The 14,661-nt window shown below is 38.7% G+C and carries 14 protein-coding genes; 12 read left to right on the forward strand and 2 right to left on the reverse strand.

The genetic code is table 11. The features are described 5' to 3' along the window. Positions 1-47 precede the first annotated feature (47 nt). From msrA to HNQ98_RS02950, 4 genes are all read left to right on the forward strand, one after another. On the forward strand, positions 48-575 hold the full coding sequence (msrA, locus tag HNQ98_RS02935; protein ID WP_014974073.1) for a peptide-methionine (S)-S-oxide reductase MsrA: 528 nt from the start codon (positions 48-50) through the stop codon (positions 573-575). Positions 576-747: 172 nt separating this feature from the next. After that, positions 748-1,713 carry a ribonuclease Z gene (rnz, locus tag HNQ98_RS02940; protein WP_014974074.1) on the forward strand — a complete coding sequence of 322 codons (966 nt, stop codon included), beginning with the start codon at positions 748-750 and terminating at the stop codon, positions 1,711-1,713. An 11-nt stretch (positions 1,714-1,724) separates the two neighbouring features. Continuing rightward, positions 1,725-3,689 (forward strand): single-stranded-DNA-specific exonuclease RecJ, encoded by a 1,965-nt coding sequence (recJ, locus tag HNQ98_RS02945; RefSeq protein WP_014974075.1) that lies wholly within the window; start codon positions 1,725-1,727, stop codon positions 3,687-3,689. 117 nt (positions 3,690-3,806) lie between these two features. Then, entirely contained in the window at positions 3,807-4,337 is a 531-nt protein-coding gene (locus tag HNQ98_RS02950; protein WP_014974076.1) for an adenine phosphoribosyltransferase, read from the forward strand. A 99-nt stretch (positions 4,338-4,436) separates the two neighbouring features. Here HNQ98_RS02950 and HNQ98_RS02955 read toward each other — a convergent pair whose 3' ends face one another. Together HNQ98_RS02955 and HNQ98_RS02960 are read right to left on the reverse strand one after the other, a co-directional pair. Then, entirely contained in the window at positions 4,437-5,135 is a 699-nt protein-coding gene (locus HNQ98_RS02955) for a class I SAM-dependent methyltransferase (RefSeq protein ID WP_014974077.1), read from the reverse strand. After that, positions 5,125-5,697, reverse strand: coding sequence for a DsbA family protein (locus HNQ98_RS02960; protein WP_014974078.1), 573 nt, complete (start codon positions 5,695-5,697; stop codon positions 5,125-5,127). The genes HNQ98_RS02955 and HNQ98_RS02960 overlap by 11 nt, the downstream gene beginning before the upstream one ends. Positions 5,698-5,974: 277 nt before the next feature. Here HNQ98_RS02960 and HNQ98_RS02965 point away from each other — a divergent pair, with 277 nt between their 5' ends. From HNQ98_RS02965 to argF, 8 genes are all read left to right on the forward strand, one after another. Continuing rightward, a complete protein-coding gene (locus HNQ98_RS02965) occupies positions 5,975-6,553 on the forward strand; it encodes a GTP pyrophosphokinase (protein WP_014974079.1) in 579 nt (192 codons plus the stop codon). After that, positions 6,550-7,347 carry an NAD kinase gene (locus HNQ98_RS02970; protein ID WP_014974080.1) on the forward strand — a complete coding sequence of 266 codons (798 nt, stop codon included), beginning with the start codon at positions 6,550-6,552 and terminating at the stop codon, positions 7,345-7,347. Before HNQ98_RS02965 ends, HNQ98_RS02970 begins: the two co-directional genes overlap by 4 nt. A gap of 56 nt (positions 7,348-7,403) precedes the next feature. Continuing rightward, positions 7,404-8,306 carry an RluA family pseudouridine synthase gene (locus HNQ98_RS02975; RefSeq protein ID WP_014974081.1) on the forward strand — a complete coding sequence of 301 codons (903 nt, stop codon included), beginning with the start codon at positions 7,404-7,406 and terminating at the stop codon, positions 8,304-8,306. Positions 8,307-8,400: 94 nt separating this feature from the next. Then, on the forward strand, positions 8,401-9,759 hold the full coding sequence (gene mgtE, locus HNQ98_RS02980; protein ID WP_014974082.1) for a magnesium transporter: 1,359 nt from the start codon (positions 8,401-8,403) through the stop codon (positions 9,757-9,759). A 38-nt stretch (positions 9,760-9,797) separates the two neighbouring features. Continuing rightward, entirely contained in the window at positions 9,798-10,775 is a 978-nt protein-coding gene (locus tag HNQ98_RS02985) for an LCP family protein (RefSeq protein ID WP_014974083.1), read from the forward strand. A 150-nt stretch (positions 10,776-10,925) separates the two neighbouring features. Then, a complete protein-coding gene (locus tag HNQ98_RS02990) occupies positions 10,926-12,152 on the forward strand; it encodes an argininosuccinate synthase (RefSeq protein ID WP_014974084.1) in 1,227 nt (408 codons plus the stop codon). A gap of 84 nt (positions 12,153-12,236) precedes the next feature. Beyond that, positions 12,237-13,625: an argininosuccinate lyase gene (argH, locus tag HNQ98_RS02995; protein WP_014974085.1), complete on the forward strand. Its 1,389-nt coding sequence runs from the start codon at positions 12,237-12,239 to the stop codon at positions 13,623-13,625. Continuing rightward, a complete protein-coding gene (argF, locus tag HNQ98_RS03000; RefSeq protein WP_014974086.1) occupies positions 13,622-14,638 on the forward strand; it encodes an ornithine carbamoyltransferase in 1,017 nt (338 codons plus the stop codon). The genes argH and argF overlap by 4 nt, the downstream gene beginning before the upstream one ends. The last annotated feature ends 23 nt before the right edge of the window (positions 14,639-14,661 follow it).

Genomic DNA, 14,661 nt, shown 5'->3' on the forward strand with positions numbered 1-14,661 from the left:
CTATAGTAAAATAAGTGAAATAAGGTGTTTTTCCTTGGAGGAAAATAATGACAAAAAGAATTGAAACTGCGGTGTTTGCTGGTGGCTGTTTCTGGTGCATGGTGGCACCATTTGATAGCTTGCCAGGCATTGTGAAAGTGCGTTCTGGCTACACTGGTGGGCATACAGAGAACCCAACATATGAAACAGTCAGTTCACATACTACTGGACATACCGAAGCAGTTAAGATTTGGTTTGATCCTGAGGTGCTTAGTTATGCAGATCTTGTCGAGATTTATTGGGAACAGACTGATCCCACTGATGCCATGGGTCAATTCCAAGATCGTGGTGATAACTATCGGCCTGTTATTTTTGTAGCTGATGAGGAACAACGTCAGATTGCGAAAAAATCAAAGACTAATCTGGTGGCTTCAGGTCGGTTTAATCAACCAATCGTGACCACAATTGAAGCAGTTAAGCCGTTTTATGAGGCGGAAGAATACCATCAAGATTTTTACAAGAAAGAACCTACGCGTGAAGCCTTAGAGATGGAACAACGCTTAGCGTTTAAGCAAGCAAATTGGACAAAAAAATAAGCAGCGTGAGCTGTTTTTTTAATTTGTATTGGGATTGTGACTATATCATGTGTTGTAATATGGTAAAATAGTTAAGTTATGGGCAACAAATTGTTGTCGAATTCATGAGGAGAAATGTATTTACTATCCTGGCTATTAACAAGCCGGATTTTAGCTAAATGCTTTAAATAACATGCAACTTGAATTCTTAGGTACTGGTTCTGGTCAACCATCAAAATTTAGAAATGTTACCAGTATCGCTCTACGCTTACTAGATGAGCGTAATGCGGTATGGTTATTTGATGTCGGTGAAGCAACACAACATCAAATTTTAAAAACAACTTTGCGACCCCGTAAGGTTGAAAAAATTTTTATATCACACTTACATGGTGATCACATTTTTGGCTTACCAGGTTTTTTGAGCTCACGATCATTTCAAGGTGCTAATAAAAATGAACCACTAACTATATATGGACCAAAAGGTGTTGAAGAGTTTGTTGAAACATCATTACGTGTATCTGAGACAAGACTGTCTTATCCGGTCGTCTATGTTGAAATACAAGAAGGTGTCATTTTTGAAGATAGTACCTTTAAAGTTATTGCTGCAAAAATGCGACATCGTATTACTTCTTGGGGATTTCGCGTTGAAGAAAAAGATCATCCAGGAGAGTTGTTAGTTGAGAAACTACGTGACTTGAATGTCCCATCTGGACCTGTTTTTGGGCAACTAAAGGCAGGAAAGCGCGTGACATTGTCAGATGGACGGACGTTGGATGGCGCTGACTTCATTGGTGAGGCGCAAAAAGGTCGAGTAGTTACATTCATTCTTGACACGCGACCTAACGATAACATTGCCACATTAGCTTATCAGGCAGATGTTTTAGTACACGAAAGTACTTATGGTGCGAGTGAAGAAGAAGCGAAAATGGCTAAGGCGCATGCGCATTCGACCAGTGTCAATGCTGCAAATGTTGCACGACGCGCACATGTGGATAAATTAATTTTAACTCATTTATCTGCACGTTACATTGGGCCTATGGTCAAGTCACTGATTTCCGATGTCCGCCGTATTTTCCCAAATACCATGGTAGCTAGAGATCTTGATATTGTGGATATTCCACTCAGAAAAGTATCAGAAAAGGGCACAAAAAAGAAATAAAGAAGGTTCCAATGAGTCAAAAAAATTGGCATATACTACCACAACCATCTGAAAAATCCGTTAAGCAACTGACAACACAATTAAATATTGATCATTTAACTGCGACGATTGTCGCACAAAAAGGTTACACAACACCAGAGACGGCGTTTCAGTATTTACAACCAAGTATTGAACAGCTTCATGATCCTATGGCACTACATGACATGGATAAAGCTTTTGAACGCTTAACTGAGGCAGCATTTGGTGGTGAAAAGATTGTTGTTTATGGTGATTATGATTTAGATGGGGTCACAAGCACAGCAGTTATGGTGGAAGCGCTTGAAGTATTAGGCGCCGATGTCACAGCTTATATTCCCAATCGCTTCACTGACGGTTATGGCCCCAACATTGATGTTTATAAGCGGTTGATTGCTGACGGTGCGCAAGTGATTGTGACAGTCGACAATGGTATGAGCGGGCATGAAGCCGTTGCTTATGCCATGAGTCAGGGTGTTGATGTGATTATTACTGATCATCATGAAATGGCACCTACATTACCTGAAGCTTACGCAGTAATACATCCAAGGCACCCCGAAGGTCACTATCCATTTCATGATTTATCAGGTGTAGGCATGGCCTTCAAGGTCGCACAAGCTTTACTGACGGATGGGCAGGCGATTAGTGATCGTTCCGATCTACCAACGGAAATGCTTGATTTAGTAGCTTTAGGTGAAATTGCCGATATGGTTTCATTAACTGATGAAAATCGGACACTTGTTTCCTGGGGATTAAAGCAACTAAGTACCAGTCCACGACCAGGATTATCTGCATTGCTCAAAAATGCTGGTCAAGCAGCCAATGAACCTATTATTTCAGAAACTGTTTCCTTTAAAATCGCGCCACGCTTAAATGCTGTGGGACGTTTAGGGGATGCTAAATTAGCCCTTGATTTACTTTTGAGTCAAGATCCTGATGAAGCAGCGGAATTGGCATCACAAATTGAAGCTATTAATGCGCAACGTCAAGAAATTGTGGAAGAAGTATTTGGTGCGGCTAAACAAATGGCTTTATCTGAAGCACACCAAAACGACGAGGTTTTGATTATATCAGGGATTGATTGGCATCAAGGTGTTTTAGGTATTGTTGCCAGTCGGTTAGTTGAATTATTACACAAGCCAGCCATTGTTTTAAGTTTGGTTGTTGGTAATTATAAAGGGTCTGGTCGTAGTTATGGTGATTTTGATCTTTATGCATTGATGAGTCAGTATCGTGACTTATATGATACCTTTGGTGGGCATGCGAATGCTTTGGGATTATCGATTTCAGAAGATAATTTAGTGATATTGCGTCTGCGAATCGCTACATTATCAGCACTTAACATTCGAGAAAAGCCTGTGACAATTAATTTGACACTACCCGCAAGTGATATGACAACATCGCTTTATGATGGTTTAACACTCTTGGAGCCATTTGGAACCGATAACCCACAGCCGGTTTTTGAGGTTAAGCAAGCACCAATTACCAAGGTGATCACAATGGGGAAATCTAAACAGCATATTAAGCTGACGTTGAACAACCAAGTGGACGCTGTAGGCTTTAACCATCCTGACTGGGCTGCGAGCATGCTGAATCAAAAAAGCATGTCCTTTGTTGCGACGATGGGGTTGAACTATTTTCGTGGCAAGAAACAGCTACAATTACTATTAACGGATGTTGATTTGCCAGTAATTGTTGAAAATGATGCACATAAACAATTTTTTTCGCAAGTATACAAGTTTATTTACACACACCAAGACTTGAATTTTGCGCAAAACTTGGATAAAATAGCAAAGCAACTATATATCAACAAAACTGACCTCAATATTATGGTGCAAGTCTTTATCGAACTTGGTTTTGTGCAAGTGATTAATAGTGGGTTTGTCAAAATTATTCCTAACGCACCACAAAGAGACTTAACAGAGTCAACGACTTATCAAAAGTTTTTGGCGAAACGTTAATGATTAAATAGAAAGCATGAGTGACGTTAGCAGTTTTTGGTCTTGATAATCTTTAATATCAATTATTTGTTTGGTGACCAATAATCTAGCAACAAGACGTACACTTTGAGAAAGAAAATGACAGTAGATTTACACAATTATGTAGCAACGGTAGAAAATTTTCCGGAAATCGGTGTAGATTTTCGTGACATATCACCCTTAATGGGTGACGGTTTGGCATATAAGCAAGCTATTGATTCAATTGCTGACTTTGCTAAGAATTTAGACGTTGATTTAGTTGCTGGTCCAGAATCACGTGGCTTTATCGTGGGCTCACCTTTAGCTTATGCCTTGAATATTGGTTTTATTCCAGCTAGAAAAGGTGGTAAATTGCCTCGTGAAGCTGAACGTGCTTCTTATACATTGGAGTACGGTGGTGAAAATATTCTCGAAATTCATAAGGATGCAATCAAGCCAGGACAGCGTGTATTAATTGTTGATGATTTGCTAGCCACAGGTGGAACTATCAATGCCACACGTGAAATTATTGAAAAACTCGGTGGTGTCGTAGCTGGTGTCGCATTTATTATTGAATTAGAAGCTTTGCATGGTCGTGACAAGATTATGCAGGCGGGGGATGTACCTTTCCTTACTTTGATGACATATTGATAGTTAAAAAATGCAGACCGATTCTGATATTCTCATGAGCTTTAATCATCATGAGAGTATCAGAATCGGTCTGCATTTTTAATTTGATTGACTGAAATATTATTTCACCAGAAATACATGGTCTTTTATAACATCAAAGCTTGTATGATGTTGATTAAGTTCAGGCTTAAGTGTTAGGTCAGCCATTTGCCAAAATTTTTGTGAATTAGTAGCTAAATAAGGTTCCCCAATAACGATAAAATCACCTTGGAAGTTTTGTTGTCGGAGTCCAGACAAGACGCTCACATCACTTTCATCAGTGTCTGGTGCCCAACTCATAATGAGAACTTCAAATGGTAGGGTTTGTATCGCCATTGTAGCTGACATTGATTTCACGTCTGTCCAGGGTTGTGGTATTTGAATATCCTGGCCTTGCCAATCAAAGTTATCTGTTACCACGACTTGATCACCGAGTTTTCGCAGTTGGCTTGTAATCACACCATTCCCAGCCATGATTTCTAGCACTCGGCGGCCAGCAATGAAAGTATGCAAATCTTGTAGCCATTGTTGATTAGGCACGTGCCATATACCAAATGTTGTGATGATTTCTTGGCGCAAATTCGCTAATAGATCATCTAACGGCATAAGACTAGGGTAATTCAAAATCTGTTTTTGCGTAAACGATAAATTTGGTAAAGGTTTATCAGGTAGGGCGTGATTTTCCAATTGTTTAATGGTATTAACGGCCGCCATGATTTTTGTCATTACCCAGGGTTGGTCATTAAATTGTTGGGCGTACTGTTGTAGTTCAACCAACATCACTGGTTACAACGTATGTATTCAAGGCGGCATTTAAGTTATCAATAGACACATTTGTCAATAATTGTGTCTCATTCTGTGATGAGTCATCGATTGCAACTGCTGTTGTACAGTTTGGTAACAAGCGTTCTGCTAATTTTTGATCTTGATTAACGGCTTGGGCAATTTCTGTTGACAGACGATTATGTAAGAAATCATTAATATCTAAATCGACTTTTTTGGCGATAAGGGTAACTAATTCATTGGAATATGTTTTATGCTCTACGGTAAGTGAGCGTTGCAAGTCAATCAAAAAATGACGTGCTTTTTTGTTACCTTCAACTTGTGCTGCTTTAAAATCTAATACCACTTGGTAGATGACTTGCGACAAATCCACAGGGGTTGTTTGTGAATCTAAATCATTATCGTCTGCCGTCACACTGTCAGCAATTTGTTTGCTCAAAACAGGTATAAAGCGCAAGTGAGCCGGTGAATTCAACCGACAGCTTAGTTCTTGTAGATGTTCTTCGGTACTTAAGCACTCTGCTGACAATGGGTTAGCAAAGTGATATATATTAATCATAATCCTATTTTCCTCCGTGGTATACCTATGTTTATTTTTCTTATTTGATATCCGAAAATTATTCTACCTGCAATAGACTGGCTTGTCGACTGATATGCTCAAAAGAAAACAAAATCTGTGTTAAAATAATAGGGTAAGTGCAATTATTAGCGTGTTGTCAAGTTTGATTATTAGAATAATGAATGACGACATATTATATGCACGAGTATTAATGAGATTATTGTATTTTAAAGTAATATTTATTAAGTTATGATGATATTAAGAAAGAGGTGTCGGCATGGATTGGGATCAATTCTATGTTCCGTACCAGCAAACGGTAACAGAATTAAAAGTTAAATTGCGTGGTTTACGCAATCAATATGAAAAAGATGGCAAAAATTCACCAATTGAATTTGTAACAGGACGTGTGAAATCTCAAGCCTCAATTGAAGAAAAAATTGTTCGTCGTCATTTGGATGAAGCACGACTATCACTAGATTTACAGGACATAGCTGGCGTACGCATTATGACTAAATATGTTGAAGAAATCTATACGGTGGTTGAATTACTGCGTGGCCGAACAGATTTTCAGATTTTAGAAGAACGTGATTACGTGATGAATGCTAAACCTTCTGGTTATCGTTCTTACCATATGGTTATCGAATATCCTGTACAAATGTATAGTGGTGAAAAGAAAGTGCTTGCAGAAATTCAAGTGCGCACTGTTGCAATGAACGTATGGGCAACAATTGAACATGATTTGCGTTACAAGCATGGTGATGAATTACCAAAACAGATAGCAGAACAATTGACTGTGCTAGCAGACAGAAACTTTGAATGGGATCAAAGAGTGAGTGAGATTCGGGCAGCAGAATGAAAGTAGCAATATTTAACAATGACGTTGAAAATTCACAAGCCACAACAAAGCAACTAACGTCAGCCTTGAAAAAGCATGATATTGAAATTAACAATGATACGCCGGATGTTGTCGTCACTGTCGGTGGCGACGGCACGCTTTTGGGCGCTTTTCAAGCTTATGTGGATCAAATTGATCATGTACGTTTTGTTGGTCTTCATACTGGGCATTTGGGTTTTTATACAGATTGGCTAAGCGCTGAGCTGGATCAACTAGTAGAGAGTTTAATTCATGATAACGGTCAAAAAGTGACCTACCCCTTATTAGATATGACGGTGCTTTATGATAGTGGCGAGCAGTACCATTTTTTGGCGCTTAATGAAGCCGCTATTAAGCAACCTATGGGGACATTGGTTGCTGATATTTATCTTGGTGGTAAATTGTTTGAACGTTTTCGTGGTGATGGGATTGCTGTTGCGACGCCAACAGGGTCCACTGCTTATAGTAAGTCAAATGGTGGTGCGGTTTTACATCCACAATTACCAGCAATTCAAATGTCAGAAATTGCTTCAATCAATAATCGTGTTTTCCGAACTTTGGGTTCACCGTTAATTGTACCGGCCGGACAAGAAATTATTATGAAACCAAAAAGTAATCGCTTTTTGGTGATGTATGATCAATCAGATATTAAAGGACATGAAATTACAGAATTGCGTTTTAAAGTAGCGGCGCAACAAGTCCATTTTGCAGCTTATCGACACGTTGATTTTTGGCAACGTGTTCATAATGCTTTTATTAGTGACATTGAATCTTAGATTTAAATTAATGAGAGGAAATGTATAGACAAGTATTGTTTATACATGACAGACACATGGAATTTACATGGACATATACTGGTAGTCAACAACGCAAAGTGCGTACATTTTTACAGGCACATGGGGTTTCACACCGCATGTTTAGTCAAATGAAACATAACGGTGGTGCTATTTTAAAAAATGGTAAGCCCGTTTATACATCAGATTACCTAGATGATGGGGACAATGTGACGATTGTCATGCCAACCGAAGAAAGTAACGATCTCGTGGTGCCGGATTATAAGCCATTAGATATTATTTTTGAAAATGAGCATTGGTTGGTTGTTGATAAACCTTATGGGATTACTACCGTTCCAGGTCATGCTGACCGTTTACATACGCTTGTGAATCAAGTGAAGGGGCACCTAGAACAAAATAATGCATCGGATTTGGTACCGCATGTTGTCACGCGCTTAGATCGTGATACATCTGGTATTGTTTTGTTAGCTAAGCATCGTTTTGCTCATGCAGTTATGGATCAACAACTGCAAGAACATACAGTTGAAAAATTTTATCTTGCTTATCCTAGTGGCATTTTATCTGAAGATCATGGTGATATTAATGCGCCAATTGGTCGTGTTGATGGCGATTTTATCAAGCGTGAAGTGCGTGAAGATGGCAAACCTTCACGGACAGAATATTGGGTCGAGCGTCGCTATGATGAAAATGGTGAGCAACCAATGACACGTGTTAAAGTGCAACTGCACACAGGTCGAACGCACCAAATTCGCGTGCATTTTAAAAATATTGGGCATCCGCTAGTAGGGGATGACTTATATGGTGGACCATTGTGGTATGGGTTACGTAGACAGGCATTACATGCTTATCATATGAAATTTTATGACCCATTTATTGAAGCGTATCGAGAATTTAATACAAAGTTGCCAGAGGATTTGAAGGGCTTACGTGATTTAGAATAATATTGCAGCGTGAGATAAATCCGGTTGATTTTGATGGCAACGCTCTAGGAAACGTATTTTTAGTCATACTAAAAAACGAAACAGAGGAGAAATAATGGCAGAAAAAGTCGATCAATTAACGGAAACGGTACAACTTTTATCTGACTTACTGCAGTCCGGGCAAGACAGTGAATTTATTGAAAGCTTTGAATCTTTACATGATTTTGAAATGGCGCAAGTGTATGCAGAATTGCCTCAACAATTTCGTGATGTCGCATGGCGTCTGCTATCTGACGATATATTAGCCACTGTCTTTGATAATATTGATGTTGATGATGTGGATATTGTACCACTCTTACAAGAAATGCCACCCCAACGTGGTGCACGTGTTTTAGATGCGATGTACACCGATAACGAAGCTGATTTATTGCAAAAAATGCCAGCAAGATTAGTGGCAACTTACTTGAGCTTAATGTCCAAAGTCAGTGCAGAAGAAGTGCGCCAGTTAATTAACTATGATCATCAAACGGCTGGTTCCTTGATGTCAACTGAGTACATTGCCGTAGAGGGTGATTTGCGAGTTGATGAGGCCATGCATTTGGTCAAAAAGCAGGCTCTAGAAGCCGAATTAATCAGCTATGTTTATGTATTGGATCATCAAAAATTGATTGGTGTGATTTCATTACGTGATTTATTGACTAATCCAGATGATTTATCTGTAGCAGATATCACAAATGAGCGTATCATTAGTGTAAAAGCTGGTGATGATCAAGAAGATGTTGCACAAATTGTTGCTGACTATAATTTCCTCTCTATTCCAGTTACTGATGACAATGATCGATTACTTGGTGTCATTACAGTCGATGATATTGTTGATGTTATTGGTGAAGAGGCGATTGAAGATTATTCTGGTTTAGCTGCTGTTAACGTTAGTCAGATTAACGATTCACCTTGGCATTCAGCTGTTAAACGAATTCCGTGGCTGATTGCTTTGTTGGTTTTGGGGATGGCTACGGCAACGCTAATCAGTTCTTATGATGATCTCGTTCGCCGCGCAGCTATTTTAGCAGCCTTTATCTCATTAATTACCGGAACTGCTGGAAATGCCGGGACACAGGCTCTGGCCTTGGCAGTACGACGTATTGCTGTTGGAAACGATGATTCTGGTTGGAAAAACTTTCTTAGTGAGTTTATCGCTGGATTAATTGTTGGTATTGCAACGGGTGTTTCAGTATTTAGTATTGTGGCTATCTGGAAACAAAATGTTGTGCTAGGTCTAGCCGTAGGCATTGCCATGACAATTGCTATTATTGTGGCGAACTTAGCTGGGTATCTCATTCCAGTATTGATTGATAAATTAGGTTTTGATCCGGCTGTGGCCAGTGGCCCATTTATCACTACTTTATCAGATTTAACGTCGGTATTGATTTATTTTAATGTTGCACAATTATTTATTTCACACTTCATTAGTTGATGAGTGTTGGCATATTGCAGACTAGGAGAGTAAAGATTATGGTAACAAGAAAAGAAACGCGTCAAGCTAGAAATAAACCTAAAAAGTCACACAAAGTTAGAACAACAATTTTGGTGATTATTGGATTACTGATATTAGCAGGTGTTGGAACAGGCGCATTTGCTTATTATAAAATGAATCGTACAATTACAAAGATACAAAATCCTTCTAAATTAACCAAAAAAGCTGATGAAATTACAGCGGCCAAAAAACCCGTTTCTTACTTATTGTTAGGAACAGATACTGGGGAATTAGGTCGAGATTACAAAGGTAGAACAGATAGCTTAATTGTCATGACGGTAAATCCCAAGAATAAAACTACAACAATGACTTCTATTGCTAGAGATACATTGGTCACTGTGGGTGGACAACAAATGAAGATCAACGCAGCATATGCTTATGGGAATGCTGATTCAGCTCAAGAAGCTGTTGAAAATCTACTTAATATTAAAATTAACGGTGGCTATGTTCTAATTAATATGGGTGGTCTAGTGAAGATGGTAGATGCAGTTGGCGGTGTTGATGTGAAATCACCATTGACATTTACAACTGAAGGTGACGATACGCAGGCCGATTCTAAAAGCCAATATTCATTCAATGAAGGACAAACTTACCATATGGATGGGAATGAAGCATTAGCCTTTTCACGTATGCGTCATAGTGATCCAAATGGCGATTACGGTCGTCAAATGCGTCAACAATTAATTATTCAAGCTGTTTTGAAAAACTCAGCCAATATCGGTACCGTGTTTAATGATTCATTATTGAATACTTTGTCAAATAATGTACAAACTGATATATCAACCGCTTCAATGAGAAATTTGGCATTGAGTTATCGTTCAGCGTTTGGTAATATTCAACAAGACCAAATGCGTGGGACAACACAAAGTATGGGAAACTTAGGTTCGGTTGAAGTTATGAGTCCATCAGAAATCGCACGTGTGCACAACATCATTTCAAAACAAATGTCGGAATAAATATTTCAAGTTAATTAAGTACTTTTTGCAAAAATATACAAAAAAATAAGGGATATACAGTTATAAACTGTATATAGTCATAAAAAAGTTGAATAAATAACCATTAGGGGGTAATATAAATACATCGAATGAATACAGAGGACAAAAACTATGGCAGAAAAATTAGTATTAGCATATTCAGGTGGTTTAGACACATCAGTAGCAATTCCTTGGTTGAAAGAAAAGGGGTATGATGTTATTGCTGTTGTCTTAGATGTTGGACAACATGGTAAGGACTTGAATGCCATTCAAGCAAAGGCTCTCACTGTGGGTGCGGTCGAATCTATTGTGATTGATGCAAAATCAGAGTTTGCCGAACAGTATGTGGCACCAGTGATTAAAGCAAATATGCTTTATGAAGGTGAATACCCAATGGTGTCCGCATTATCCCGGCCATTGATTATTAAAAAATTAGTTGATATTGCTCATGAAAATGAAGCTGGTGCTATTGCTCATGGTTCAACTGGTCATGGTAATGATCAAGTCCGCTTTGAAGCAGCAATTCACGCACTTGATCCAGAAATGAAGATTGAAGCACCAATTCGTGATTTCCAGTGGTCACGTGAAGAGGAAATTGAATATGCACACGCACATGATGTGCCAGTGCCAATCGGATTGGAATCACCTTATTCAATCGATGAAAATCTATGGGGCCGTGCTAATGAAGCTGGAATTTTGGAAAATCCTTGGAACCAAGCACCCGAAGATGCGTATGCATTAACAGCAGCCATCGAAGATGCACCAAATACACCAGAGTTTATTGATATTACTTTTGAAGCTGGCGTACCTGTAGCATTAAATGGTGAAACTTTAAATCTTGCTGATTTGATTATTCAATTGAATGAACTAGCTGGTGCCCATGGTATTGGTCGAATTGACCATATCGAAAATCGTTTGGTTGGTATTAAGTCACGTGAAATTTATGAGGCACCAGCTGCTGCTGTCTTGATGACGGCGCACAAGGATTTGGAAGATTTGACACTTGAACGTGATGTTGCTCATTTCAAGCCTATTGTTGAACAACAGTTAGCTAACCTTGTTTATGAGGCAAAATGGGTATCACCATTGTTTGACAGCTTAATGGCGTTTATTGACGATACACAGAAAAATGTGAATGGCGTTGTAAAGATGAAGATGTTGAAGGGAAACGCAATTGCTGTTGCTCGTCAATCAGAGAACAACTCATTGTATGATGAAGATCTAGCAACATATACTAGCTCATCATCATTTGATCAAGAATCAGCCGTTGGATTTATTAAATTGTGGACTTTGAGTAACACAGTCTATGAACAAGTAAACCACGTACATTCAACAGCTAAAAAAGATACAATCAAGTAGTTAATGGCGCTGTGGCGCCGTACATATTTGCAAGAAAGGAAATGCATTTGTGCTAATGACGTTAGTACAAATGTGATGATAATTATGGCAACAGCTAAACTATGGGGTGGCCGCTTTACGGCTAAGGCAGCTGAATGGGTCGACGAATTCGGTGCTTCAATTCATTTTGACCAAAAAATGGCATCAGAAGATTTAGAAGGTTCTATTGCTCATGCCAAAATGCTTGGTAAACAAGCTATTATCTCAGAAAAAGAGTCTGCGGAAATTGTAGCTGGGTTGCAGGCATTACAGAAAGAGCTGGAGAACGGACAATTAGTTTTTGATGTTAAAAATGAAGATATCCATATGAATATGGAAGCTTTGTTAACTGAGAAAATTGGTGCCGTAGCAGGAAAATTGCACACTGCTCGGTCACGTAATGACCAAGTCGCAACAGATTTTCATTTGTGGGTAAAGCATCGTTTACCAGATGTATTGACTGTATTAACCGAACTCCAAGAAGAGTTATTAATATTGGCTTCAAAACACTCAGGTACAATTATGTCTGGTTATACACACTTACAACATGCACAGCCAATTACGTACGGTCATTATCTATTAGCATATTTTGAAATGTTTCAGCGTGACTATGAACGTTTTGAATTCAATCAGAAACACACAGACATTTTACCCTTAGGGGCAGCAGCTTTAGCGGGTACAACTTTCCCAATTGATCGTGAATTTGTTGCTGAACAATTAGACTTTGGTAGCATTTACCATAACTCACTTGATGCTGTATCTGATCGTGATTTTGCGCTTGAATTTTTATCAAATGCATCTATTTTAATGATGCATTTGTCACGAATGGCAGAAGAATTGATTTTGTGGTCAACATATGAGTTTAATTATGTTGAGTTATCAGATGATTTTTCTACTGGATCATCAATTATGCCGCAAAAAAAGAATGCTGATTTTGCTGAATTAGTACGTGGTAAAACAGGACGTACCTATGGATCACTCATGGCGCTATTGACAACGATGAAATCATTGCCTTTGGCTTACAATAAAGATATGCAAGAAGACAAGGAACAGGTTTTCGATGTAACTGACACAGTGATCGCGTCAGTTAAAATTTTTACGGGTATTTTGAATGGATTGAAAGTGCACGAAAAACGGATGCTAGCCAGCACACAAGATGATTTCTCGAATGCTACTGAACTGGCTGATTACTTGGCTACAAAGGGCGTACCTTTCAGGCAAGCCCATGCAATTGTTGGTCAATTAGTCTTGGCGGGTATTACCACACACACGCCACTGCAAGAAATGGCATTGGCAGACTTGAAATCAGCAGCACCACAGATTGAAGACGATATTTATAATGTATTGAAGTCGGAAACGGCTGTTAATCGACGAACGTCAATTGGTGGTACAGCAGTTGAAAACGTTAAAAAAGAGATTGTCCGTAATCAAGCAATACTGGAGGCACGTGCATGAACTCACATTTTCAAGGTAAATCATTTTTAAAAGAAATTGATTTTACAAAAAATGAATTAATGACACTCATCGATTTAGCAGCGCATTTAAAGTCTTTAAAAAAGCAAAACATTCCCCATCACTATTTAGCTGGGAAAAATATTGCCTTATTATTTGAAAAAACCTCAACTCGTACACGCTCTAGCTTTACAATTGCAGCTAATGATCTTGGTGCTCATGCCGAATTTTTAGGTAAAAATGATATTCAATTTGGCAAGAAGGAATCACTCGAAGACACGGCTAAAGTTTTTGGACGATTATATGATGCAATTGAATACCGTGGCTTTGCTCAAGAAACAGTAGAAGGGTTAGCAACTTATTCTGGTGTGCCAGTGTGGAATGGCTTAACTGATGATTGGCATCCAACACAAATGCTAGCAGATTTTCTCACGATCAAAGAGCAGTTTGGTCATTTAGAAGGGATCACATTAGCCTATCTTGGTGATGGACGTAATAATGTTGCGAATTCATTACTTGTAACTGGGGCAATTTTGGGTGTTAACATTCATATTGTAGCACCTGACAGTTTGCAACCAACGGCAGAAATTCAAACCATAGCTAATGAAAAAGCAAAAGTATCTGGTGCAAAGTTAGTGATTACGGACGATATAGCGGCAGGTGTGGTTGGCGCTGACGTATTATATACGGACGTTTGGGCATCAATGGGAGAAGAAGAAACCTTTGAAGCGAGAATCAAACTATTAACACCTTATCAAATTAATCAACAGTTAGTCGACCAAACGCAAAATGATCAAGTGATTGTTTTGCATGATTTACCAGCTTTTCATGATTTGAATACAGTCATGTCACAAGATATTTATGATCAATTCGGTATTCAAGAAATGGAAATTACCGATGAAGTGTTCCACGCACCATATGCACATCAATTTGAGCAAGCTGAAAATCGTTTGCATACAATTAAAGCTATTATGGCAGCATCTCTCGGAAACTTATTTATACCAGAAATTAAATAAAACCAAATAAAAAATACGTCAAG

The organism is Leuconostoc carnosum (genome assembly GCF_014207505.1).
In the GTDB taxonomy this organism is placed as follows: Bacteria; Bacillota; Bacilli; order Lactobacillales; family Lactobacillaceae; genus Leuconostoc; species Leuconostoc carnosum.